24 protein-coding genes and 1 pseudogene are annotated in these 23,338 nt (G+C 46.0%); 16 read left to right on the top strand and 9 right to left on the bottom strand.

What is annotated here, in order from left to right:
* Positions 1-16: 16 nt before the first annotated feature.
* Complete coding sequence (locus tag C5I45_RS12195) at positions 17-136, top strand: GapA-binding peptide SR1P (RefSeq protein WP_003154518.1); 120 nt, start codon at positions 17-19, stop codon at positions 134-136.
* A 48-nt stretch (positions 137-184) separates the two neighbouring features.
* Here the strand turns inward: C5I45_RS12195 and C5I45_RS12190 are convergent, their stop codons facing one another.
* The gene (locus tag C5I45_RS12190; RefSeq protein WP_015388285.1) at positions 185-1,657 is read right to left on the bottom strand and encodes an aminotransferase class I/II-fold pyridoxal phosphate-dependent enzyme; all 1,473 of its coding nucleotides are present in this window, start codon (positions 1,655-1,657) and stop codon (positions 185-187) included.
* Positions 1,658-1,837: 180 nt separating this feature from the next.
* On the opposite strand from C5I45_RS12190, the gene C5I45_RS12180 reads away from it, so the two are divergent.
* Complete coding sequence (locus C5I45_RS12180; protein ID WP_007409667.1) at positions 1,838-2,104, top strand: UPF0223 family protein; 267 nt, start codon at positions 1,838-1,840, stop codon at positions 2,102-2,104.
* 35 nt (positions 2,105-2,139) lie between these two features.
* On the opposite strand, the gene C5I45_RS12175 is transcribed toward C5I45_RS12180, so the two are convergent.
* A complete protein-coding gene (locus C5I45_RS12175; RefSeq protein ID WP_014470447.1) occupies positions 2,140-2,772 on the bottom strand; it encodes a DUF1054 domain-containing protein in 633 nt (210 codons plus the stop codon).
* A 236-nt stretch (positions 2,773-3,008) separates the two neighbouring features.
* Here C5I45_RS12175 and C5I45_RS12170 point away from each other — a divergent pair, with 236 nt between their 5' ends.
* From C5I45_RS12170 to C5I45_RS12155, 3 genes are all read left to right on the top strand, one after another.
* Entirely contained in the window at positions 3,009-3,197 is a 189-nt protein-coding gene (locus tag C5I45_RS12170) for a hypothetical protein (RefSeq protein WP_003154513.1), read from the top strand.
* Positions 3,198-3,330: 133 nt separating this feature from the next.
* Positions 3,331-4,128, top strand: a complete 798-nt coding sequence (gene suhB, locus C5I45_RS12160; protein WP_003154512.1) for an inositol-1-monophosphatase — start codon at positions 3,331-3,333, stop codon at positions 4,126-4,128.
* A complete protein-coding gene (locus tag C5I45_RS12155; RefSeq protein WP_003154511.1) occupies positions 4,115-4,567 on the top strand; it encodes a GNAT family N-acetyltransferase in 453 nt (150 codons plus the stop codon). Before suhB ends, C5I45_RS12155 begins: the two co-directional genes overlap by 14 nt.
* 50 nt (positions 4,568-4,617) lie before the next feature.
* On the opposite strand, the gene C5I45_RS12150 is transcribed toward C5I45_RS12155, so the two are convergent.
* On the bottom strand, positions 4,618-6,186 hold the full coding sequence (locus tag C5I45_RS12150; RefSeq protein ID WP_015388283.1) for a M4 family metallopeptidase: 1,569 nt from the start codon (positions 6,184-6,186) through the stop codon (positions 4,618-4,620).
* A 366-nt stretch (positions 6,187-6,552) separates the two neighbouring features.
* Here C5I45_RS12150 and C5I45_RS12145 point away from each other — a divergent pair.
* Together C5I45_RS12145 and C5I45_RS12140 are read left to right on the top strand one after the other, a co-directional pair.
* A pseudogene (locus tag C5I45_RS12145) lies at positions 6,553-6,687 on the top strand (RNA polymerase sigma factor); the annotation flags it as partial.
* Positions 6,684-6,977, top strand: coding sequence for an anti-sigma factor family protein (locus C5I45_RS12140; RefSeq protein ID WP_003154508.1), 294 nt, complete (start codon positions 6,684-6,686; stop codon positions 6,975-6,977). The pseudogene C5I45_RS12145 and the gene C5I45_RS12140, both read left to right, overlap by 4 nt.
* Before the next feature lie 42 nt (positions 6,978-7,019).
* On the opposite strand, the gene C5I45_RS12135 is transcribed toward C5I45_RS12140, so the two are convergent.
* Both C5I45_RS12135 and C5I45_RS12130 read right to left on the bottom strand, forming a co-directional pair.
* The gene (locus tag C5I45_RS12135; protein ID WP_015388281.1) at positions 7,020-7,637 is read right to left on the bottom strand and encodes a hypothetical protein; all 618 of its coding nucleotides are present in this window, start codon (positions 7,635-7,637) and stop codon (positions 7,020-7,022) included.
* Positions 7,638-7,948: 311 nt separating this feature from the next.
* The gene (locus C5I45_RS12130; protein WP_003154504.1) at positions 7,949-8,137 is read right to left on the bottom strand and encodes a YlaF family protein; all 189 of its coding nucleotides are present in this window, start codon (positions 8,135-8,137) and stop codon (positions 7,949-7,951) included.
* A 111-nt stretch (positions 8,138-8,248) separates the two neighbouring features.
* On the opposite strand from C5I45_RS12130, the gene typA reads away from it, so the two are divergent.
* Together typA and C5I45_RS12120 are read left to right on the top strand one after the other, a co-directional pair.
* Positions 8,249-10,087: a translational GTPase TypA gene (typA, locus tag C5I45_RS12125; RefSeq protein ID WP_003154502.1), complete on the top strand. Its 1,839-nt coding sequence runs from the start codon at positions 8,249-8,251 to the stop codon at positions 10,085-10,087.
* A 56-nt stretch (positions 10,088-10,143) separates the two neighbouring features.
* Positions 10,144-10,464: a YlaH-like family protein gene (locus C5I45_RS12120; RefSeq protein ID WP_014304952.1), complete on the top strand. Its 321-nt coding sequence runs from the start codon at positions 10,144-10,146 to the stop codon at positions 10,462-10,464.
* 42 nt (positions 10,465-10,506) lie between these two features.
* Here C5I45_RS12120 and C5I45_RS12115 read toward each other — a convergent pair whose 3' ends face one another.
* Together C5I45_RS12115 and C5I45_RS12110 are read right to left on the bottom strand one after the other, a co-directional pair.
* Positions 10,507-10,716 (bottom strand): YlaI family protein, encoded by a 210-nt coding sequence (locus tag C5I45_RS12115; protein WP_003154499.1) that lies wholly within the window; start codon positions 10,714-10,716, stop codon positions 10,507-10,509.
* 101 nt (positions 10,717-10,817) lie between these two features.
* A complete protein-coding gene (locus C5I45_RS12110) occupies positions 10,818-11,441 on the bottom strand; it encodes a YhcN/YlaJ family sporulation lipoprotein (RefSeq protein ID WP_003154498.1) in 624 nt (207 codons plus the stop codon).
* Positions 11,442-11,595: 154 nt separating this feature from the next.
* On the opposite strand from C5I45_RS12110, the gene C5I45_RS12105 reads away from it, so the two are divergent.
* Entirely contained in the window at positions 11,596-12,924 is a 1,329-nt protein-coding gene (locus tag C5I45_RS12105) for a PhoH family protein (RefSeq protein ID WP_003154497.1), read from the top strand.
* Here the strand turns inward: C5I45_RS12105 and C5I45_RS12100 are convergent.
* Entirely contained in the window at positions 12,919-13,395 is a 477-nt protein-coding gene (locus C5I45_RS12100) for a hypothetical protein (RefSeq protein WP_025851416.1), read from the bottom strand. The genes C5I45_RS12105 and C5I45_RS12100 overlap by 6 nt on opposite strands.
* A gap of 103 nt (positions 13,396-13,498) precedes the next feature.
* On the opposite strand from C5I45_RS12100, the gene glsA reads away from it, so the two are divergent.
* The 4 genes from glsA to pyc all read left to right on the top strand — a co-directional run bounded on the left by glsA (position 13,499) and on the right by pyc (position 19,755).
* Positions 13,499-14,428: a glutaminase A gene (glsA, locus tag C5I45_RS12095; RefSeq protein WP_107994405.1), complete on the top strand. Its 930-nt coding sequence runs from the start codon at positions 13,499-13,501 to the stop codon at positions 14,426-14,428.
* 107 nt (positions 14,429-14,535) lie between these two features.
* Positions 14,536-14,817 carry an Fpa/YlaN family protein gene (locus C5I45_RS12090; protein WP_003154494.1) on the top strand — a complete coding sequence of 94 codons (282 nt, stop codon included), beginning with the start codon at positions 14,536-14,538 and terminating at the stop codon, positions 14,815-14,817.
* 204 nt (positions 14,818-15,021) lie between these two features.
* Positions 15,022-16,233: an FtsW/RodA/SpoVE family cell cycle protein gene (locus C5I45_RS12085; protein WP_003154492.1), complete on the top strand. Its 1,212-nt coding sequence runs from the start codon at positions 15,022-15,024 to the stop codon at positions 16,231-16,233.
* A gap of 75 nt (positions 16,234-16,308) precedes the next feature.
* Positions 16,309-19,755, top strand: a complete 3,447-nt coding sequence (gene pyc / locus C5I45_RS12080) for a pyruvate carboxylase (protein ID WP_003154490.1) — start codon at positions 16,309-16,311, stop codon at positions 19,753-19,755.
* A gap of 96 nt (positions 19,756-19,851) precedes the next feature.
* On the opposite strand, the gene ctaA is transcribed toward pyc, so the two are convergent.
* Positions 19,852-20,778 (bottom strand): heme A synthase CtaA, encoded by a 927-nt coding sequence (ctaA, locus tag C5I45_RS12075; RefSeq protein ID WP_014304955.1) that lies wholly within the window; start codon positions 20,776-20,778, stop codon positions 19,852-19,854.
* Between the two features lie 343 nt (positions 20,779-21,121).
* Between ctaA and cyoE the strand changes: the two genes are divergently transcribed.
* Positions 21,122-22,039, top strand: a complete 918-nt coding sequence (gene cyoE / locus C5I45_RS12070; protein ID WP_003154486.1) for a heme o synthase — start codon at positions 21,122-21,124, stop codon at positions 22,037-22,039.
* 217 nt (positions 22,040-22,256) lie between these two features.
* The gene (gene coxB / locus C5I45_RS12065; protein ID WP_003154484.1) at positions 22,257-23,327 is read left to right on the top strand and encodes a cytochrome c oxidase subunit II; all 1,071 of its coding nucleotides are present in this window, start codon (positions 22,257-22,259) and stop codon (positions 23,325-23,327) included.
* Positions 23,328-23,338 lie beyond the last annotated feature (11 nt).

Genomic DNA, 23,338 nt, shown 5'->3' with positions numbered 1-23,338 from the left:
AAATGGGGAATGACAGATGGGTACAATTGTTTGCCAAGACTGTAACGAAGCGATTCATTACTTTGAGGATGAGAAGGTCACGACGTTATACGGAACATGCTGCGGACAATGCCAGTGTCATCTTGAAGAAGAGTAAAAAGCGTAAAAAAGGCCCGAAACGATTTCGTTTCGGGCTTCTTTATGTTTATTGGATGGCTTTTTGCTCTTTGATGACTCTGATCATTTCAAGCGTGGCATCTTCGGGACCCTGCACAGGAAGGCCGGCGTCCAAGTTTTTAAAAATGTAGCTGATATTTTCTTCAGTAATGATCTCACCCGGAATAAAGATCGGAATTCCCGGCGGGTACACCATGACAAACTCTGCAATGATCCGTCCCGCGGATTCTGTTAACGGAATGACTTCCGTATTTGCGTAAAACGCGTCTCTTGGCGTCATCGCTAACAGAGGAATCTCAGGAAGCAGAACTTCCGTTTGCTGATGAGCATAATCATTTGCGGAAGCCTGCTTTGAAATGTCTGTAAGCGCGCTTACAAGACGGTCGGCATCTCCTGCTCTGTCTCCGGGTGTAAAAATACATAAAATATTATACAAATCGGACAGCTCGACTTCGATATTAAATGATTCGCGGAGCCATTTTTCAACGTCATGACCCGTCAGGCCGAGGTTTTTGACCGAAATGATTAATTTAGTCGGATCATAACTGAAGGCAGCTTTAGACCCTGTGATTTCTTCGCCGACACAGCGGATGCCTTCAATTTGATTGAGACGTTCCCGTGTCTGATCCGCCAGCAGAATCGTATCTTCAAGAAGATCGCGGCCTTCTGTAGCGAGGCGTTTTCTTGCGACATCCAGTGAAGCGAGAAGCAGATAGGATGTTGACGTTGTCGTCAGCATGCTTAAAATCGACTGTACTCTTTCTTTGGAAACAAGGCCTTCTCTCACATTTAAAATGGAGCTCTGCGTCAGGGAGCCTCCCAATTTGTGCACGCTTGTGGCTGCCATATCAGCGCCCGCCTGCATGGCGGACAGAGGAAGCTTATCATGAAAATGAATATGCACGCCGTGCGCTTCATCGACAAGAACAGGCACATCGAAAGAATGCGCGAGCTTTACAATGCTGCTCAAGTCAGCTGCCACACCGAAGTATGTCGGATTTATGACAAGCAGGCCTTTTGCGTCAGGGTGTTCCGTCAAAGCCCGCTCGGCGGACTCAAGCGTAATGCCGTGAGAAATTCCGAGCTCATCGTCAATTTCCGGGTGTATAAAAATCGGCACCGCTCCGGAAAATACAATGGCCGACATAATGGATTTATGAACGTTTCTCGGAATGATGATTTTATCTCCGGGTCCGCATACGGCCATGACCATCGTCATAATGGCGCCGCTCGTCCCTTGTACGGAAAAGAAGGTATGGTCTGCGCCGAATGCTTCCGCGGCCAGATCCTGGGCTTCTTTAATGATGCCCTTTGGCGCATGTAAATCATCCAGGGGTTCAATATTAATTAAATCTATACTTAACGCGTTTTCTCCGATAAATTGTCTGAATTCCGGATCCATTCCCGCGCCTTTTTTATGGCCCGGAATGTGGAATTGGACAGGCTGTCTGTCCGCGTGCTTTTTCAGTCCGCTGTACAGGGGTGTTTCATGTTGCGGCAATTGTTTTCCCACCTTTATCATAATACCTACGGATTAGTTTGTATTACATTCAGTTTTATTACCCGTTTTTTAAACGTAAAACAAATGAATTATATTATGAACTTGAAAGAAAGTAAAGAACAATTTATGATCTATGGAAGATGCTTATTTTTGAGCATGATGATAAAGGAGTGAAGACATTTGGAATATCAATATCCGATGAATGAGGACTGGACGACAGAGGAGGCCGTGGATGTCATTGCTTTTTTTCAGCAGGTGGAAAACGCCTATGAAAAAGGAGCTGACCGAGACAGACTTCTGAATGCGTACCGCCGCTTTAAAGAAATCGTTCCCGGGAAAGCGGAAGAAAAGAAAATCTGCAGCCAATTTGAAGCTGACAGCACCTATTCCCCGTATCGGACTGTGAAACAGGCGAAACAATCAGATCAAGCGATTATCAAAATGTAGACAAAAGCGAGCCGGCAATCGGCCCGCTTTTTATGTTATGAGACTTTCTGAGTCAGTGTGTATAAAAAGGAAAGCTTCCTAAAAGCATCTTCAATGGTTTGCAGGAATTCATTGTTGTTCATGTTGATCACGTCTTCTTTTTGCAGCTGAATGCCGCATAAAAGCTCTGCTTTTTTCACTGTCTGCAGGCGTTCAAATAATGTTTTCAGCTGCTCCTGATCCATGTCGGACTGCTTGTACGCACCTGGCTTCGTATGATCCGGCGACCATACAAAATGGCCGGGAATCTGTTTTGTGATTTCCTCCTGCTTCGCTTCCAGCAATCTGCCGTATTCCTCTTTTATCGGAGATTCATAAATGATGGCAAACCATACAAACATATGGGTGTCCCATAAACCGATCTGAAAGTGAGGGAGTTTCTTATAGCCGCGTTTGCTGTTGGCAAAGGCAACCCAGCTGTCAGCCGGCGGGTTGACAGATCTTCTCGCGTGCTTGGCGACATGCGGGAACATTTCATCTCCTGTCAATGCTGACAATGTCGGTGCGAAATGCTCTCCTAACAAGGTCAGCTTCGGACGGACTTGTTCTTTTAACACCTCCATGCGCGGATCTAAACCTTCTATTGTAAATGTATCGAAGTCTTCTTTTGTAAAACGCATCTGAGTCATCTTTTTCCTCCTTAACGTAAGTATTCATATTTTACCACAGCCGCCGCCCGCCGCAAAAACATTGAGAACGTTTGAGCCGAGAGGAATGGTGGTAAAAAACGAATAGGTAAACACACAATTTTAAGAATGTTGTTACAGCCGAATATAAGTTTCCATACGATATAAGAAGTATCATTAATGAATTGGAAAAATGGGATGCTTTTTTAACAAATGATCTCTGGAAGGGGCGAAAGACAATGAGGCAAGTGGTGAAGGAAGGATTCAGGGAGGAAAAAAATAACCGTGTAGCTGTCTGGAGACTAGAGGTTGATTATGAATTGGCAACCCTGTACGAGGCCATGCAAAAAGAGAATGAAGATCAAATCGATCTCAGCAAAAGAAAACTGGAACGTCTCAGAAAAGAATGGATTCGGCTTAACGGATAAAGAATAGTAAAAACGAACCGCAGGAAATGGTTCGTTTTTACGTGAGAAGGCATTTTTTTCATTTTCCTTGCTTTTTCATCGCCTTTATCAGTATGCTATAGAATAAGCTATACATAGAAAAGAGGTACACGGTATGACAAATTGGACGGAAATTGATGATATCGCAAAACAATGGGTAAAAGAAGCCGGAACGAGAATCAGACAATCCATGCAGGAAAGCTTGACGATTGAAACAAAATCAAATCCGAATGATTTAGTCACAAATATTGATAAAGAGACGGAGCGCTTTTTCATTGACCGTATACAAGGAACTTTTCCCGGACACCGGATTCTCGGAGAAGAAGGGCAGGGGGATAAACTCCGCTCCCTTGACGGAATCGTCTGGATCATTGATCCGATTGACGGGACGATGAATTTTGTCCATCAAAAGCGGCATTTCGCGATCTCCATCGGCATCTTTGAAGACGGAAAAGGCAAAATCGGCTTAATTTATGATGTGATGCAGGACGAACTGTATCACGCATTCAGCGGAAAAGGGGCTTATCTGAATGATACGCCGCTTGCTCCTTTAAAAGAAGCTTCCATTGAAGAAGCCATTATTGCAATCAATGCCACATGGGTGACGGAAAACAGAAGGATTGACCCGAGTATTTTGGCGCCGCTCGTAAAACGGGTCAGAGGAACGCGTTCCTACGGTTCGGCGGCACTTGAGCTGGCCGGTGTTGCGGCCGGCCGCATTGACGCATACATTACGATGAGGCTCGCGCCGTGGGATTACGCTGCCGGCTGCGTGCTGCTGAACGAAGTCGGGGGCATTTACACGACCACAGACGGCGAACCGTTCACGTTTTTAGACAACCACAGCGTGCTTGCGGGCAATCCGGCTATACATAAAATTATCTTTGACGACTATTTACATGCTGACAGGTAGAGATTTTGAAGAAGAAGATCTCGGGTTTCTGGAGCAGCTGGCGGCATCACACCCGGTGTGGAAAAACGAAGAGTTCGGAACAAAAAATGCGGCGGAGTTTATGCTTGCATACTCCATGTACAATGGAACGTGGCTCGTATGGGAGATTGACGGCGCTCCTGCCGCCGTCAGTTTTCATTTGGAATGGGCGCCTTCAAACGGAAAACCGTGGCTCGGAACCGTGGCCGTCGCTCCGGAGGCAAAAGAGAAAGGAATCGGTCGCGCGGTCATTGAAGAGATTGCGGGCCGGCTGAGAGGAGAGCATAAAGCGATGTTTTCAGCCGTTCCCCTGGACAGGCAGGAATGGGTTTTGTTTTTAAGCCAATGCGGCTTTGAACAGCTTAAGCTTGAAAAAGACGATCGGGAAAAGACATATATGATCATGGTGAAGCCATTGTGAAATGTTCAGATATAAAAAAGAGACCGGATTTCTCCGGTCTCTTTTCTTGTTTACAAGCCGACCGCATTCCAGGCCGCTTCTACGCTTGCAGCGTCTTGAGAGCCGTAAAGGTCCCGCGCTGATTGAATCAAAGCTGCTTTTGCATCTTTAAAGCTTGATGACGGAGTGAGATATACCGTCAGTGCGCGATAGTAAATCTGCTCCGCTTTTTTCACGCCGATTTTTGTAATCGTGTTGTAAGCGGCTTTGTTCGGAATTCCGCTGTTTGTATGCACGCCGCCGTAGTCGCCGGCATCAGTGTTCGGAAGGTTTTGATAATTTTTGTAATGGTCGGGCTGTCCGTATTTTGTCGGATTGGATAAGCTGCGGAGAGCCGGCTGGCTGACCGTAATATCCTCACCGATATCCCAGTCCTCAGTATCGGTGAAGTACCCGAATACATCGGAGAAGGATTCGTTTAAAGCGCCCGGCTGATTTTCATAGTTCAGGTTGGCTGTTTCCTGTGTAACGCCGTGTGTCATTTCATGGGCCGTTACGTCCATTGAACCGGAAAGAGGCGAGAAGAATGAGCCGTCACCGTCACCGTAAATCATTTGGTCGCCGATCCAGGCCGCGTTATTGTATCTGCTGCCGTAATGAACGGAAGATACGATTTTGCCGCCTCTATTGTCGTAGCTGTTGCGTTTAAACGTCTGATAGAAATAATCATACACTTTGCCGAGATTGTAATGCGCATCAACCGCAGCGCGCTGAGAAGAAGTTGTGAACTGGTTTGTAGTGCTTGATACGAGCGTGCCCGGCAGGTTATATTGTCGGTTTTGCAGATCGTACGTAATAATTTGTGTTCCGGTAGGCTTCGAAAGATCACGCATTACATATTTGCCGTTTTCAGAAGAAATATTTAATGAGACCGTTTTTCCTTTAAGAGTCGTACCTGTTCCGGTTGCAGCGGCATGCTCCACTTTGTTTTGCTTTTTCAGGACTTTCCCTGTTTCCGCATCAACGGTTACTTCCCAGTTAGCTGGTTCCGGTTCGATGTAGCGGATGGTTACATCATAGGCGAGTCGGTATTTACCGTCTTTTGTGGCCGCTGCTTTCAGCTCGGCTTTGTTTTTGTTTGCAACGTTGCCGTTGGAGACGGCTTCAGGTGATTTGCCGATTGCTTTAAAAGCATGATCCAGCGCCTGATTTGCAGATAATTTTTTGCTGTTTGCCGTTTTGGCAGCAGAAGCATCGTTGTTTAATTCACCGTTAATCGCATAGACATTGTTGGATTTATCGACGTGAATAATGACTTGCGAGTCTTTCACAGGCACACCGTTAACGACAGGCACATAACGGAAGTGCTTGTAGCCGAGATCATCGGTCGTGTGGTCAATCAGCTTCAGTCTCTCAGAAGGGTTGCCTTTGAAGACTTTGCCGTTTTGTTTCAAGTATTGCTTGATTGCTTTGTCACTGACTGAAGGCAATTCAGATTGCACCAAAGAATGCTTCGGCACAAAGTTCGTCAGGTTTTCTTTAAGCTGAGGATTCTCAGCTGCCTGAACACCCGGAAGACTGATGGTTAAACTCATAAAGGAAGCGGCGACAGCAACAGACAATTTCTTACCTAAACCCACAATAAATCCCCCTTTTTGAAAATAATGAAAACTTATATTGTTATAATAAACCAGCATTCTCTCATTCTGCAATATAAAACTAGACTCCGCTGATGAATTGATAGAATCGTCCCGTAAAGGCTTCAGGCGGGCAGCGTCAGGGGATAAGCCGAGAGGCACGTGTTGAATCAAACATGAGTCGAATGATGCGATTTATTCTGAAAAAAATGACAAATGAAGTCGGGAGAAATGATAGAGGAAAAATGTTCCGATCTGTAAAACTTTTTTTATAGCCGTTTGTCTAAACAGGTGAGGCCTTAATAAACGAAAAGGATTGTTTCAGATGTCAGAGATTTTCAGTCATTTTATTCAGCATTTCGACAGATATTTCAAGAGCTGTCTTACGAAGAGATTGCTGATGTTTTGGACTGGAGTCTTTCGAAGGTGAAGAGCACTCTGTACAGGGCGAGAATGCAGCTGAAACAGCACTTGGCGGAAAAAAGGAAGGACGGACAGATATGACTTGCTGTTTAGTGAGAGATTTACTCCCTTTATATATTGAAGGCGATTGTGAAACAGAAACGGAGCGGTTTATTTCCCGCCACCTTGAATCATGCGGTAAGTGCGAAAGTTTATATCATATGATGAAGGAGCCGCTTGACCTCGGCAGCCCCGAGATGAAGGAGCCCGCCTGTTATGCAGAAGAAGAAAGGCGGTTTAAGGAACGGTATTACGGGAAGCTGCTGATAAAAGCAGCCTGTTTGTTCGGCGCTGTTTTCTTTATCATGCTGATCTTTAAACTGCTGATTTAAAAAAACGCCCGGCTGCATGACATGACCGGGCGTTTTATCCGTTTACTCAGCCGGATGAAAGGCTGTATAAATGCCTTCAAGCAAGTCCTGAGGCAGTGAATTAAAGAATCCGGCACACAGCTTTGCTTCTTTTTTTCCTGCTCCTGCTTTTTCAGCAAGGTCCTGATCAAACGTATACACACCGTCTTCTTCAATCAGCGCAGATTGAAGGATATGAAGACTTTGGGAAAAAGCGGTGAACAGCTGATCAACGATAAGGGCCTCTTTTTCCGTAAATCCGAGCTCCACCGCTTTTTCTTTATTAAATGTATATTCGCCGTCCGTTTTCTCAATACATTGAGAAAGAACGGTTAAAAATTCGGTTGAACTGTCCCACAGCTTTTGAATGGTCTGTGCGGCTTCTTTATCTAATCCCAATTCAACCGCTTTTTCACCGTCAAAATAATAGACGCCGTCTTTTTCGTAAATCGATTGGCTGATGATGTCAATGAGTTTTGCCGCGTCTTCCGGTGTTTTCTCTGCGGAAACCTGCAGGGTATGCGGTTCATTTGCCTGGATCGTTTTTGCGCCGGCAGAATCAAGCGGACTGAATGCAAGCAAGGCGGCTGAGGCGGTTGCGGCGGCAGTTACAGCGGTTTTCTTCAAAAAAGATGTTTTCATTTCATTCTCTCCTTGTCATGTGTATTTGCTTACAGTCACAAGTATAAAAAGACAATGATGGAATTGATATAGGAGGTATGGTATTTTCTGCATAACGATGCCGGACTATTTCAGACTGTATATTCTGAGGGAATCTGCTGATGTAACTAGAATGGGGGCCGTCATTCCCGGCTTCCTGACTAGACGGCGGGGGAGATAAGCCTTACATCTGCAGTCTGTTTTTGAGGATGTAAAAAAGCCTGAATCTTTGATTCAGGCTTCATAAGATATTGTCTTTCCATGTTTACGGAATTTTGCAAAGGGTCATGCTTTTAATCAAGCAGTCCCTGTTCGCGCATTTTTTTCTTTACGGTGAAACCGCTTCCCATCATGGCGATAACGAGAACAATGCTTCCGATGATACCCCATGCGCTTTTCTCAGCGATTGATACGCCGATCAGCATCATGCTGAAGACTGCTGCGAATGCAAATAATAATAAGAGCCAATTCAATTTTTTCATATTTCCATCCCCTTTAACGTCATACTTTCAGTTTACAGAAAAACGTAACGCTTTTAAAGAGGATGTGTGGTATAATATGAAAGTTATCTAATTTTTTTAGGAGATGAAAATGTGAAACTTCGAAACGATCTTCGCAACATCGCGATTATTGCCCACGTTGACCATGGGAAAACGACTTTGGTAGACCAATTGCTTCACCAAGCCGGAACATTCCGTGCCAACGAAAATATTGCCGAACGCGCAATGGATTCAAACGATCTTGAACGTGAACGCGGTATTACAATTCTTGCGAAAAATACTGCGATTAACTATAAAGATACACGCATTAATATTTTGGACACTCCGGGACACGCCGACTTCGGCGGAGAGGTAGAACGGATTATGAAAATGGTTGACGGCGTTCTGTTAGTCGTTGACGCATATGAAGGCTGCATGCCGCAAACCCGTTTCGTACTGAAAAAAGCCCTTGAGCAGAACTTAAATCCGGTTGTCGTCGTAAACAAAATCGACCGTGATTTCGCCCGCCCGGAAGAAGTCATTGATGAAGTGCTTGATTTGTTCATCGAGCTTGACGCAAACGAAGAACAGCTTGAGTTCCCTGTCGTCTACGCTTCTGCGATTAACGGAACGGCAAGTCTGGATCCGAAAAAGCAGGACGAAAACATGGAATCACTGTATGAAACGATTCTTGAACATGTCCCTGCCCCGGTAGATAACGCCGAAGAGCCTCTTCAATTCCAAGTGGCGCTGCTTGATTACAATGATTATGTCGGCCGTATCGGTATCGGACGCGTTTTCCGCGGCACGATGAAAGTGGGTCAGCAGGTTTCATTGATGAAACTTGACGGAACGGTTAAATCATTCCGTGTAACGAAAATCTTCGGTTTCCAAGGATTGAAACGCGTGGAAATTGAAGAAGCGAGAGCGGGAGACCTTGTTGCCGTTTCGGGCATGGAAGACATCAACGTCGGTGAAACGGTTTGTCCGGCTGACCACCATGAGCCGCTGCCGGTTCTGCGCATTGATGAGCCTACGCTTCAAATGACATTTGTCGTAAACAACAGCCCGTTTGCAGGCCGTGAAGGCAAATATGTCACAGCCCGCAAAATTGAAGAGCGTCTGAATGCGCAGCTTCAAACTGACGTCAGTCTTCGTGTCGAACCGACTGCATCACCAGACGCATGGGTTGTTTCAGGACGCGGTGAGCTTCACCTGTCCATTTTAATTGAAAACATGCGCCGTGAAGGCTATGAGCTTCAAGTGTCTAAACCTGAAGTTATCATTAAGGAAATTGACGGCGTCAGCTGCGAGCCTGTTGAGCGCGTGCAGATTGACGTGCCTGAAGAGCATACTGGTTCTGTTATGGAATCAATGGGTGCGAGAAAAGGCGAAATGCTTGATATGATTAATAACGGAAACGGCCAGGTCCGCCTGATCTTTACCGTACCTTCACGCGGACTCATCGGCTATTCTACTGAGTTTCTGTCACTGACACGCGGTTTCGGTATCCTGAACCACACGTTTGACAGCTATCAGCCGATGCAAAAAGGCCAAGTCGGAGGCCGACGTCAGGGTGTGCTCGTTTCCATGGAAAACGGAAAAGCGACATCTTACGGAATTCAAGGTATTGAAGACCGCGGCGTCATCTTCGTTGAGCCCGGAACAGAAGTGTATGAAGGCATGATTGTCGGCGAACATAACCGTGACAATGACCTTGTTGTCAATGTCAGCAAAATGAAACAGCAGACAAACGTACGTTCCGCTACGAAGGATCAAACGACTACGATTAAGAAAGCGCGCATTATGTCGCTTGAAGAATCACTCGAGTACTTAAACGAGGATGAATACTGCGAAGTAACGCCGGAATCCATCCGTTTAAGAAAGAAAATCCTGAATAAAAACGAACGTGAAAAAGCGGCGAAAAAGAAAAAAACAGCAGGAATGTCTTAATCACTTGCAGAATTTGAAAAGGTAGAACCCGAACGGAAAAGGGGAGGGGGATCTTTTTGAATGAAGTAAGTGAACGGCTGTCGTTCTTTGCGGCTCTTTACCAAGTGGATGAGCATCCGCTGGCGGGAATGTGGCTGTTATACGGAACGATCGTCGTGCTTTCGGTGATTGTATTTAAACTCGGCTTTGCCAAACGGCTGCCGGTTTTGAAGGCTGCGGCAGTTTATCTCTTTCTCGTGCTCGGCTGCACCGTGCTGACTTTTTTCGGTGTGTTTCTGCCGGTCGGAGAAGGGCTTGTTGTTGCCGCCTTGATTTTGATCATTTACAAAATCCGTCTGCACCAGTCCAAAAAAAGCCAGTCAGCTAAACCGCAATAAAAAAATGACCTTGCCTTCCGGCGGGTCATTTTTTATTGCGGTTTATTTTTTCAGTTTATCTTTTTTCGCTTTTTGTCCAGGATGAAAGGAAAAGTGTCCGGTATTCAGCCGCGCCTCCGTTTTGATTTTGATTCGGTCATGGCATTCCCGGCACATATATGTATGAATCGGACGATTGCGGAGGCGTTTGGCTGTCAGTGTTTCATCATCAATTTGTTCGATTTTGTCGCAAATGGAACATTTTACTCTCATTGATTTTCACCTCTTTCACTATGACAAGCATTATATCATGGATGCCCCTCCTGCCAAAGGGAAAGAAAGCAGCGCCCTTCTTTTGGAGCGGGCGCTGCTTTTTACTGGCGGTTTTTCATATGATGATCCGATTGATCGTTCTGTTCGTTCTGCAGCTTGTTCTGGTCTCTTTGGTTCAGCTGATCATCATTCGATTGAGTCGGTGATTCTTTTTCATTGTCGGTCACATCATTCGGGACTTCCGGCATGACACGACCGACGATGGCGGCAAGTTCGTCCAAAATGCCTGAAACGGGGCGGCCGGCTTTAATGTCGCTGCCCATGCCTCTCAGACGGGAAACCGTATCAGGATCAGCCACGACAACGGCATTGGCGCCGTAAGGATCGTTTTTTAACGCCTGGGCGACCGTGTATTTAATGCTCTCCACTTTGCTTCTTTCTAAATTGTCATCCACATCGATTCCGACAACGGAGTATCTTCCGAGTACAACCGCGGTGGCATCTGAAATGCCGGGGATTTTTTCGGTTACCTCGACGAGATGCTTAGCGATGTCTGTCCGGCCGGGATTTTCAGCTGTCTCAGGAGCCGTATTTTTCACATGAATCGGTTTTGCATCACGCTGATCGGTTGATTCGTTCTGGATATTGCGGCCGCGGCCGTCCTGTACAGCAGTGCAGCCGGTCAGGATAAACAAGGCTTGTATGATAATGAAAAGAATTCGCACGTCAGATTCCCTCCTTGAATGCTTTCATTTATTTTATTGTTGAATTAACCTTCTATCTTTATTCACCAAATCATATATTTTAGCAGGCATCCCCGTTTTTCGCGGAAAGAGAAGCACACGATGGGCTTTGATCCTTATTTCAGGAGGCTGAGACTTGAGTAAAATTTATGTGTTAGATACGAATGTACTTTTGCAGGATCCTAACGCCATTTTTTCCTTTGAAGAAAACGAAGTTGTCATCCCCGCCGTCGTGCTGGAAGAGGTCGATTCAAAAAAGCGGTATATGGACGAGGTCGGGAGAAATGCGAGGCACGTATCTAAGCTGATAGACGGGCTCAGGGAGAAAGGAAGGCTGCACGAGAAAGTTCCGCTTGAAAGCGGAGGAACGCTCAGAATTGAACTGAACCACCGGTCATTTCATCAGCTCCAAGAAATTTTTATCGAAAAAACGAATGATAACCGCATTTTGGCGGTGGCAAAAAATTTAAGCCTTGAGGAGGAAACGAAAGAAAACGGCCGCCTCGTCATCCTGGTCAGCAAAGATGTGCTTGTCAGGGTAAAGGCGGATGCCATCGGGCTTTTGGCGGAGGACTTTTTAAACGACAGAGTCGTTGACCATGATGAAATATATAGCGGGTACAAAGATATATTTATGAATAAAGAGCGGTTTGCCTCGTTTTATAAAAACAAACAAATTCCAGTCAAGGAGCTTCAGCAGCATCAGGTTTATCCGAATCAATTTGTGCTGATGAAAGATGAATTAGGAGGATCTTCGTCTGCGGTCGGCATGGCGGATAAGAAAGGAGAGACCGTAAAAAGACTCGTTTTCGATGATGAGCACGTATGGGGGATCAGGCCGAAGAACGTCCAGCAGACAATGGCGCTCGAACTCCTGCTGAGGGAAGATATCCCGCTTGTCACCCTGATCGGAAAAGCGGGAACGGGAAAAACCTTGCTTGCTCTCGCGGCAGGGCTTCTGCAGACGGAGGATCTCGGTATTTATAAAAAGCTGATCGTCGCGCGTCCCATCGTCCCGGTGGGAAAGGATATCGGATATTTGCCGGGCGAAAAAGAGGAAAAGCTCAAGCCGTGGATGCAGCCGATCTTTGATAATCTTGAATTTTTATTCAATGCGAAAAAGCCGGGTGAACTTGAAGCGATTTTGGCAGGAATCGGATCGATTCAGGTGGAGGCGCTGACATACATTCGGGGAAGAAGCATTCCGGATCAGTTTATTATTATTGATGAGGCTCAGAATCTGACGAGGCACGAGGTCAAAACGCTTTTGACAAGGGTGGGAGAGGGCAGCAAAATTGTCCTGATGGGCGATCCGGAGCAAATAGATCACCCATACTTAGACAGTTTAAACAACGGACTTGCTTATGTTGTAGAGCGGTTTAAAGGACAAACCGTCTCCGGCAGCGTGAAGCTTGTGAAAGGTGAGAGATCCGGCCTTGCACAGCTTGCCGCCGATTTGTTATAAAACTTCGATTTCTGTGACGCCCATTATCGGTTTTTCAAAGTCTCCGTCCACGTAAAAATGGACCGGACCGCCGTCTTGAAGCGGTTTCCCCGCATCGCTAAAATGCGCGATTGCGTCCATCGCCTTTTCGAGCGGCACTTCGGTTCTTTCTGATTTTGAAATAAATGCGCACAGGACAGCGCTTTCTTTCGGCTCGGCATTTGCTAAAACAGCGCCGAGCTTCATGGCGAAGCTGCCGTTCATCAGTCTTTCTTTTTCATAACGTTTTTCGCTTTTTAAAGTCGGCGGCGAAATGCGCCCTTCTCTGATCACCCGTTCAGGATCAAGCGTATGCTCCTGGGTTTCTGCAGAGCCGTCCGGATGAACAGGCTGATTGTTTTCAAACGGAAACTTGCGGTCATCGAAAATCCAGACACTCGGATCAATTGTAATCGGGTATGTAACATTGCCTTTTACTTGAATAACGCTCATGTTGAAGCCCCCCTTTACTTAAAGTATAAAAGTTTTCGCATGAATTGTCACTTTGCGTTGCAAATTAGATGTACACAACGGCAGCGAAGTGAGGATGATCGACATGGTATGCCGGCATTACCAAGAGCTGGACGCATTAGTTCAGGAAGCGAAAAAAAGAACCGAAGAAGGCAAAGTGGCAGACTATATTCCGGCTCTGGCTGAATCTGAACAAGACAGCCTTTCGGTCACGATTTATCATGCGGAAAATACATGTCTGACGGCAGGAGACGCCGACCGGACATTTACGCTGCAGAGCATTTCGAAAGTGCTTTCTCTGGCGCTCGTACTGATGGATTACGGAAAGGAAAAGGTGTTCAGCTGCGTGGGTCAGGAGCCGACCGGCGACCCGTTTAACTCCATGATTAAGCTTGAAACAGTGAATCCGGGCAAGCCTTTAAATCCGATGATTAATGCGGGAGCTCTCATCGTTACGGGTTTAATTAAAGGGCATTCGCCGAAAGACCGCCTGGATTACCTGCTCGGATTCATCAGAAGACTTGCGAACAATCAGGACATTACATATTGCAGACATGTCGCGGAATCGGAATTCAAATCTTCCATGATTAATCGGGCCATGTGTTATTACATGAAGCAGTATGACATTTTTAAAGGCGATGTTGAAGAGGTCATGGATTTGTATACAAAACAGTGCGCGATTAAGATGAGCAGTCTGGATTTAGCCAAAATCGGCTGTGTATTCGCCCTTGACGGCAAGCATCCGGAAACCGGGGAGCAGGTCATTAAAAAAGATGTGGCGAGAATCTGCAAGACGTTTATGGTGACATGCGGCATGTACAATGCGAGCGGGGAATTCGCAATCAAGGTCGGCATTCCCGCTAAAAGCGGCGTTTCGGGAGGAATCATGGGCATTTCGCCGTACAACTTCGGAATCGGTATATTCGGTCCGGCGCTTGATGAAAAAGGCAACAGCATCGCGGGTATGAAGCTTTTGGAAATCATGTCTGAGAAATACAGGCTGAGTATTTTTTGAAACATTTTTTATCATAACATCTGCTTAAATCCTCTTGCAATTTCATCTGATACCCTTTATGATAAATAGAAGAATTAGGTACTCGCCTGGGGAACGGAGGGATACTTTTGGCTTCAGAGATTATAGTTGACCATCAGCAGAAAGCATTCGAGCTGTTGAAGTTAGATGCTGAGAAGATTTTGAAGCTGATCCGAGTACAAATGGATAACTTAACGATGCCTCAATGTCCTCTGTATGAAGAGGTCTTGGATACTCAGATGTTCGGACTGTCGAGGGAAATCGATTTTGCTGTCCGCCTGGGATTAGTTGACGAAAACGACGGCAAAGAGCTGCTGGACAGACTTGAAAGAGAACTGTCTGCTTTGCATGACGCGTTTACAGGAAAATAAATGATCAAACTCAAACTATTCAACGGTTTGGGTTTTTTTATAACCGTAAACCGTTTTTTTGCATCTTCTTTTCGTAAGACGGTCTCTTAATCTGCATTTCATCCGAAAAACTATAAAGAAACTGCGTAAATTGTTTATGAATTATAGTAAAATATAATACGCAATAGGTATTAAACGTAAGCTTTAAGCAGGAAAGAGGATGTTATGTTTAAAAGAATGTTAAAATCTTACGATTATTCATTGATATGCGCTATCATTCTGCTGTGCAGTTTCGGATTGGTAATGGTATACAGCTCAAGCATGATTACCGCCGTTATGCGTTACGGCGTGAGCAGCGACTATTTCTTTAAACGGCAGCTGTTCGCCGTCATCGCGGGGTTTGTGCTGTTTATTATCGCGGCCGTTTTTCCGTACAAAGTGTTCGCCCATCAAAAGATTCAGAAAATCATACTGCTTGCGTCAGTGGCTGCGCTTTGCGCGCTGTTTGTTTTCGGACATGTTGCCGGAAATGCGCAAAGCTGGTTTAAAATCGGCGGAATGGCCATTCAGCCGGGGGAATTTGTCAAGCTGACCCTGATACTGTATCTTGCCGCGGTGTACGCAAAGAAACAAAGCTACATCGATCAGCTTTTGACGGGGGTTGCGCCGCCGGTGATCGTCACCGTAGTCATTTGTGCGCTTATCGCTATTCAGCCCGACTTCGGAACGGCGATGATTATCGGTCTGATCGCGTTTTGCGTCATTATGTGTTCGGGATTCAGCGGAAGGACCCTGCTCAGGCTGGTTCTCATGGCGGGAATCGTATTACTCCTTGTCAGCCCGATCATTTATCTGAAATGGGACGATATTTTGACACCCGGGCGTATGAGCCGGTTTGAAAGCCTTGAAAATCCATTTAAATACGCCAGCACATCAGGTCTGCAGATTATAAATTCGTATTATGCGATCGGCTCAGGCGGTTTTTTCGGTCTCGGTCTTGGAGAAAGCATTCAAAAATACGGTTATCTGCCTGAATCGCATACAGACTTTATTATGGCGGTTATTTCAGAGGAGCTCGGCATTTTCGGCGTCCTGTTTGTCATTGTGCTGCTGGCTTTTGTGGTGTTAAAAGGTTTTTATATTGCGAGAAAATGTGAAGATCCGTTCGGAAGCCTTTTGGCAATCGGGATATCCAGCATGATTGCGATTCAGACCTTTATCAATCTCGGCGGTGTCAGCGGTTTAATTCCGATCACAGGTGTTCCGCTGCCGTTTATCAGCTACGGGGGATCATCAATGTTTTTGTTATTGACGAGCGCCGGTATATTGGTGAATGTCAGCATGCATGTCAAGTACTCAGAAAAGAAGAAAAAGAGGGAGCCCGTTCCGTCTAAAGGGGTAAAAAGACGGCAGACGGAAAAATCTGTGTATCTCTAAAAAACAAGTGTATACACAGGGCGGATATTCCTTTATTATAAACTACATATTTATTAGGCCAAGGGGGAGAAAAGTTTGTCACAACAATCCATCCAAAAAGTGTTAGTAGCAAACAGGGGAGAAATTGCGATCCGGATTTTCCGGGCGTGCACAGAATTGAACATCAGAACGGTAGCCGTTTATTCAAAAGAAGATTCGGGCTCCTATCATCGCTATAAAGCGGATGAAGCTTATCTTGTGGGCGAAGGCAAAAAACCGATTGACGCGTATCTTGATATTGAAGGGATTATTGAGATCGCAAAAAGAAACGGCGTTGATGCCATTCATCCGGGCTACGGATTTCTCTCTGAAAATATCCAATTTGCGAGACGCTGTGAAGAAGAGGACATCGTATTCATCGGACCGACGTCAGCGCATTTGGATATGTTCGGAGATAAGGTAAAGGCGAGGGAGCAGGCGGAAAAAGCCGGTATCCCCGTTATTCCGGGGAGTGACGGACCGGCTGAAACATTAAAAGATGTCGAACAATTCGCAAAAGTCCACGGATTTCCGTTTATTATTAAAGCATCGCTCGGAGGCGGAGGCCGCGGCATGAGAATCGTCCGAAGCGAAAGCGAATTGAAAGAATCGTTTGAGCGGGCCAAATCAGAAGCGAAAGCCGCATTCGGAAATGATGAAGTGTATGTTGAAAAACTGATCGAAAATCCTAAGCATATTGAAGTTCAGGTGATCGGAGATAAAGAAGGCAATGTCGTCCATCTGTATGAGCGGGACTGTTCCGTTCAGAGACGCCATCAAAAGGTCATTGAAGTGGCGCCGAGTGTATCTTTGCAGCCTGAATTAAGGGACGAAATCTGTGAAGCGGCTGTGGCGCTTGCGAAAAATGTCGGCTATATCAACGCGGGGACCGTGGAATTTCTCGTAGCGGGCGGTGAATTTTACTTTATTGAAGTGAACCCGCGCGTACAAGTGGAGCATACGATTACGGAAATGATAACGGGGGTTGATATCGTTCAGACGCAGATTCTCGTCGCGCAGGGCCACGGACTGCACAGCCGCGCCGTCAATATCCCAGAGCAGAAAGACATTTTTACAAACGGGTATGCGATACAATCACGTGTGACCACTGAAGATCCGCTGAATGACTTTATGCCTGACACGGGTAAAATTATGGCTTACCGCTCAGGCGGCGGTTTCGGCGTCCGCCTTGATACGGGAAACAGCTTCCAGGGCGCCGTCATCACGCCTTATTATGATTCACTGCTCGTCAAGCTGTCGACATGGGCGCTGACGTTTGAACAGGCATCAGCGAAAATGGTCCGCAACCTGCAGGAATTCAGGATCAGGGGCATTAAGACCAATATTCCGTTTCTTGAAAACGTGGCAAAGCATGAAAAATTCCTGACGGGCCAATACGACACATCGTTTATCGACACAACGCCTGAGCTGTTTGTTTTCCCAAAACAGAAGGACCGCGGAACAAAAATGCTTTCCTATATCGGCAATGTCACGGTGAACGGTTTTCCGGGAATCGGGAAAAAAGAAAAACCTGCATTTGATAAGCCTCAGACCGTTACGTTAGATATCGGGGAAAAGCCGGCAAGCGGTACGAAACAGATCCTTGATGAAAGAGGCGCCGAGGGACTTGCAGACTGGGTGAAAGAGCAAAAATCCGTGCTCCTGACCGATACAACGTTCAGGGATGCCCATCAGTCCCTGCTCGCAACACGGATCAGGTCCAATGATTTGAAAAAAATCGCGAATCCTACGGCTGCCCTGTGGCCTGAACTGTTCAGCCTTGAAATGTGGGGAGGCGCGACATTTGATGTAGCGTACCGTTTCTTAAAAGAAGACCCTTGGAAACGCCTTGAAGATCTCCGTAAGGAAGTGCCGAACACATTGTTCCAGATGCTCCTTCGTTCATCAAATGCCGTCGGTTATACAAACTATCCCGACAATGTCATTCAAAAATTTGTCCGGCAGTCAGCGGAGTCCGGTATCGACGTATTCCGGATCTTTGACAGCCTGAACTGGGTAAAAGGGATGACGCTGGCCATCGATGCCGTCCGTGAAACCGGAAAAGTGGCGGAGGCTGCGATTTGTTACACGGGAGATATTCTTGATAAGACCCGGACGAAATATGATTTGCAATATTATCTTTCTATGGCGAAAGAGCTTGAGGCGTCTGGTGCGCACATTCTCGGCATTAAAGACATGGCCGGTCTTTTGAAACCTCAAGCCGCATACGAACTTGTCTCAGCGCTGAAGGAAACGATTGATATTCCCGTTCATCTTCACACGCATGATACGAGCGGCAATGGCGTCTTTCTCTATGCCAAAGCTGTTGAAGCGGGTGTGGACATCGTGGATGTCGCCGTCAGCTCAATGGCGGGTCTGACTTCACAGCCGAGCGCAAGCGGATTTTATCATGCGCTTGAAGGAAACAGCCGCCGTCCTGAAATGGATGTCCGGCAGGTGGAAAGACTGTCACAATATTGGGAATCCGTCCGTCAGTATTACAGTGAATTTGAAAGCGGGATGAAGTCTCCGCATACTGAGATTTATAATCATGAAATGCCGGGCGGCCAGTACAGCAATCTGCAGCAGCAGGCAAAAGGAGTCGGCCTGGGCGATCGCTGGAATGAGGTGAAAGACATGTACAGCGTCGTCAACCGCATGTTCGGCGACGTCGTGAAAGTAACACCTTCCTCCAAAGTCGTCGGAGATATGGCGCTTTACATGGTGCAAAACAATTTAACAGAACAAGATGTTTATGATAAAGGCGAAACGCTTGATTTTCCGGATTCAGTCGTTGAGCTCTTTAAAGGGCAGATCGGTCAGCCGCACGGCGGATTTCCGGAAAAACTGCAAAAGCTCGTTCTGAAAGGACAGACGCCGATCACGGTAAGACCGGGTGAGCTGCTTGAACCGGTATCTTTTGAAGGCATTAAAGAAGAATGGAAAGAAACGCATCAGATGGAATTGAGTGATCAGGACGCAATCGCGTATGCTCTTTATCCGAAAGTATTTACTGAATATGTTAAAACGGCTGAACGCTTCGGTGATATTTCCGTATTGGACACACCGACTTTCTTCTACGGCATGACACTCGGTGAAGAAATCGAAGTGGAAATCGAGCGCGGAAAAACGCTGATCGTGAAGCTTGTATCTATCGGTGAACCGCAGCCAGATGCGACACGTGTCGTTTATTTCGAATTGAACGGCCAGCCGCGCGAGGTGGTCATTAAAGATGAAAGCATTAAATCGTCCGTACAGGAAAAATTAAAAGCAGATCGGACAAACCCAAGCCACATTGCGGCATCCATGCCGGGAACGGTCATTAAATTGTTAACGGAAACCGGGGCAAAGGTGAATAAAGGCGATCATCTGATGATTAATGAAGCGATGAAAATGGAGACGACGGTACAGGCGCCGTTCTCCGGGACAATACAGCAGATTCATGTGAAAAACGGTGAACCGATTCAGACAGGCGATTTACTGATCGAAATTGAAAAAGCGTAAAAAATAAACATAAAAAACCTGATCCGCCCCGTGTGCGATCAGGTTTTTTATATGTAAAAAGGCCGAAGCTCTGATGCTTCGGCCTTTTCATGTGCCTCAGATGTTCCGCTGTTTTGATTCATAGCGGAAGCGGGCGATTAATAATAAGAAATAGCATAAGACGCCGAACAGACCGGCAATAAAGAGCGAATGGGCAAGTGCAAAGCCGGTGGCCATTTCTGAATAAACAACCATGATTCCGGACAGCGCCTGTAATACAACAAAGGCAAGAGCCGCTATCCAGCCACCAAGAATCTGTTTTTGGTCTTTGTAGGAGCGCACCGCATGCGCAAAAGCGACAAGAATCCATACGAACAGAAGCAGCGCTGCCGTTCTGTGGCCCATCTGCACCCACTCCTGAAAATGAGACGGAAACCCGTGGTTCAGCCTGCTGCAAAGCGGAACGTCAGGGCAGGCAAGGCTTGATTTCGTATGGCGCACATAAGCCCCCGTATAAACGACGATATACGTGTAAATCGAAAGGCCGATCATATGAAACTGCATTTTCCTGCCGATTCTGAGCGGCTTGACGAGCTTTTTGTCTGATTTATCAGCTTCAAATATGAGAAGCGTCAAAATCAGAACAGAAGCGAAAGAAATCAGCGATATGCCGAAATGAAGCGCCATAACGAGCGCATTTGATCCGAAAACAACCGCTAATGCGCCGAGAAGCGCCTGTAAAAATAAAAAGATAATGGACATAATGGCGAGAAAGGTTGTTTCACGGAAAACAGGCGTGACTTTTCTCCATGCCCAAAAAGCGAGACTCAGCACGAGAACGATTGAGACACCGCTTGCGAGTCTGTGGCTCCATTCAATGATAGAAGCGGCGTTAAGCTCCGGGAAAAACCGGCCGTGGCAAAGCGGCCACTGCCTTCCGCATCCGAGACCCGATCCTGTTTTTGTGACAAGAGCGCCGCCGATCAGCACGACGAGCATAACGAACGTCGTCAGCACGCCGAGCGCTTTCAAAGCTTTATTCATTTTACATTCACCTTCTTAACAAACTGGACAAAATGATATACGTACCAAGTGTAAGCGAATATGTGTTTTGTGGCAATTCTCAATTCTGTTTGTTCACAAAAATATAATAGAATCAGGACTTCTTAGATAATGGGGTTGATTATTCCAGATGGGTCTGATAGAAATAAAGTAACCGCTTTATTATGAAACCGGCGGATTTGGTAAAATTCATAAAAAGTTCACAAATAAATTCCTGTTTCTCGTTTAATATTTAAGAGGATGTTTTTTTACAGGTCATTATCTTGTATGATAGAGTTGCAGGTCTTAAAAAACCTGCTTTAGGTTTGTAAGGGAGGTTTACGTTATGGCTAATTCCAGAATTTTAAACGATACAGCTATAGACGGACAGATTGAAGAGACGACGGCATGGAAGGATTTCCTTTCGCTTATCAAAATAGGAATCGTCAATTCGAATTTAATTACGACTTTTACCGGCATGTGGCTTGCGTTACATATATCCGGTCTGAGTTTTTTAGGCAATTTAAACACCGTGCTTCTTACATTAATAGGATCTTCTTTGATCATCGCCGGTTCTTGTGCGGTTAACAACTATTACGACCGTGATATTGATCATTTAATGGAACGCACGAAAGTAAGACCGACGGTAACCGGAAAGATTCAGCCGAATCAAGCGCTGTGGTCAGGAATTTTACTCATTGCTTTAGGACTTATCATGCTTTTGATGACCACCGTGATGGCAGCAGTCATCGGTTTTATCGGCGTGTTTACGTACGTTGTTCTTTATACAATGTGGACGAAACGCCGTTATACGATTAATACGGTTGTCGGAAGTGTATCAGGCGCCGTGCCGCCGTTAATCGGCTGGACAGCGGTTGAAGGGCACATCGGTGTTGTCGCGTGGGTTTTATTCATGATTTTATTCATCTGGCAGATTCCGCACTTTTTAGCGCTTGCGATTAAAAAGACGGAAGATTACAGAGCAGCGAATATTCCGATGCTTCCGGTAGTGCACGGCTTTGAAGTGACGAAAAGACAGATTATCGTCTGGGTCGCATGCCTGCTGCCGCTTCCGTTTTTCCTCGGCAGTCTCGGTCTTCCGATCGTCATTCTCGGCACTTTGCTGAATGTCGGATGGCTTGTTCTCGGACTGATGGGATTCCGCATGAAAAACATCATGAAGTGGGCAACCCTTATGTTTGTCTATTCGCTTAACTACATGACCATTTATTTTGTAGCGATGGTGGTCTTCACGCTGTTTTAATTGAATAATGAGCTTGTTTGATCGCCAAAACAAACAATGACAACTAGTAAACGCCGCCTTGACCTTTTGTTTAATCAGGCGGCTTTGCTTTTATACATAGATGGAATTTTAAGTAAAAAATCTCATATTTTAAGAAATGAGGAAATGAAGTATTTCGGCTGGAAGCAGATTTACTGCTTGTGCATCTCGTACTGATTCAAAAAAGGGGTTGGGTGAAATGTTAAAGCGTTGGCGTCTTTTATCATTATTAGCCTTAGTGCCGCTTTTATTGAGCGGCTGTGGAAAACCGTTTCTGTCCACACTCAAGCCTGCCGGCGAAGTGGCTGATAAACAATATGATCTGACGGTGCTCAGCACACTTATCATGGTTGTCGTCGTTGCGGTCGTAGCAGTTATTTTCTTTTACGTCATTGTGAGGTTCAGACGGTCGCGTATAGGGGAAGACACGATACCGAAACAGGTGGAGGGGAACCGTTTTTTAGAAATCACCTGGACCGTTATTCCGATCCTGCTTCTGATTATTCTTGTCATTCCGGTTGTCATCGATACATTGGCACTGGCGGATACGTCGCCGATGGATAAGAAAAACCGTAAAGCAGAGGATGCGCTCGTGATTAATGTAAGGGCGAATTTATACTGGTGGGAATTCGAGTATCCCGATTACGGGTTTGTGACAAGTCAGGAGCTGATCGTTCCCACAGATGAACGCGTCTATTTCAAGCTGAAGTCCTCAGATGTGAAACACTCTTTCTGGATTCCGTCAGCCGGGGGAAAAATCGATACGAATACGGATAATGACAACACCTTCTTTCTGACCTTCGATTCTAAACGCAGCAAAGAAGCGGGAGAATATTTCTTCGGGAAATGCGCGGAGCTGTGCGGACCTTCACATGCGCTGATGGATTTCAAAGTGAAACCGCTGCCGTCAAAAGAATTTAAACAATGGACGAAAGCGATGAAAAATTATAAGCATACAACAGATTCCGGTTTAGCAGCACAAGGAGAAGAGCTGTTTAAGGAAAAAAACTGCCTGAGCTGTCATGCGGTTGAGCCCAATGATAAACGGGCTGAAGCGGCAAGAACGGCTCCGAACCTCGCTACCTTCGGTGAACGGGTCAAAGTGGCCGGCATTAAGGATGCGAATAAAGAGAATATAAAAGCCTGGCTGAAAAATCCGGACAGCATTAAACCGGGCAATAAAATGACAGGCACTTATCCGAAGCTCTCGGACGCTGAAACGGATGCGCTGTATGAATATTTAAAAGGGCTGAAAGCGGAGAACAAGTGAGGACAGGGAGA

This window comes from Bacillus sp. ZY-1-1, assembly GCF_003047165.1.
GTDB classification, from domain to species: domain Bacteria; phylum Bacillota; class Bacilli; order Bacillales; family Bacillaceae; genus Bacillus; species Bacillus velezensis.
Note: the sequence above shows the minus strand (reverse complement) of the source record. Positions and strands in the feature narration are given on the sequence as shown.

What these genes read in the sequence shown, in the direction of transcription:
- C5I45_RS12195 (WP_003154518.1), top strand. Translation starts at nt 17, where the DNA reads ATGGGTACAATTGTTTGCCAAGACTGTAACGAAGCGATTCATTACTTT.
- C5I45_RS12175 (WP_014470447.1), bottom strand. Translation starts at nt 2,772, where the DNA reads ATGACTCAGATGCGTTTTACAAAAGAAGACTTCGATACATTTACAATA.
- C5I45_RS12170 (WP_003154513.1), top strand. Translation starts at nt 3,009, where the DNA reads ATGAGGCAAGTGGTGAAGGAAGGATTCAGGGAGGAAAAAAATAACCGT.
- suhB (WP_003154512.1), top strand. Translation starts at nt 3,331, where the DNA reads ATGACAAATTGGACGGAAATTGATGATATCGCAAAACAATGGGTAAAA.
- C5I45_RS12155 (WP_003154511.1), top strand. Translation starts at nt 4,115, where the DNA reads ATGCTGACAGGTAGAGATTTTGAAGAAGAAGATCTCGGGTTTCTGGAG.
- C5I45_RS12140 (WP_003154508.1), top strand. Translation starts at nt 6,684, where the DNA reads ATGACTTGCTGTTTAGTGAGAGATTTACTCCCTTTATATATTGAAGGC.
- C5I45_RS12135 (WP_015388281.1), bottom strand. Translation starts at nt 7,637, where the DNA reads ATGAAAACATCTTTTTTGAAGAAAACCGCTGTAACTGCCGCCGCAACC.
- C5I45_RS12130 (WP_003154504.1), bottom strand. Translation starts at nt 8,137, where the DNA reads ATGAAAAAATTGAATTGGCTCTTATTATTATTTGCATTCGCAGCAGTC.
- C5I45_RS12115 (WP_003154499.1), bottom strand. Translation starts at nt 10,716, where the DNA reads ATGAGAGTAAAATGTTCCATTTGCGACAAAATCGAACAAATTGATGAT.
- C5I45_RS12100 (WP_025851416.1), bottom strand. Translation starts at nt 13,395, where the DNA reads ATGAGCGTTATTCAAGTAAAAGGCAATGTTACATACCCGATTACAATT.
- glsA (WP_107994405.1), top strand. Translation starts at nt 13,499, where the DNA reads ATGGTATGCCGGCATTACCAAGAGCTGGACGCATTAGTTCAGGAAGCG.
- C5I45_RS12085 (WP_003154492.1), top strand. Translation starts at nt 15,022, where the DNA reads ATGTTTAAAAGAATGTTAAAATCTTACGATTATTCATTGATATGCGCT.
- ctaA (WP_014304955.1), bottom strand. Translation starts at nt 20,778, where the DNA reads ATGAATAAAGCTTTGAAAGCGCTCGGCGTGCTGACGACGTTCGTTATG.
- cyoE (WP_003154486.1), top strand. Translation starts at nt 21,122, where the DNA reads ATGGCTAATTCCAGAATTTTAAACGATACAGCTATAGACGGACAGATT.
- coxB (WP_003154484.1), top strand. Translation starts at nt 22,257, where the DNA reads ATGTTAAAGCGTTGGCGTCTTTTATCATTATTAGCCTTAGTGCCGCTT.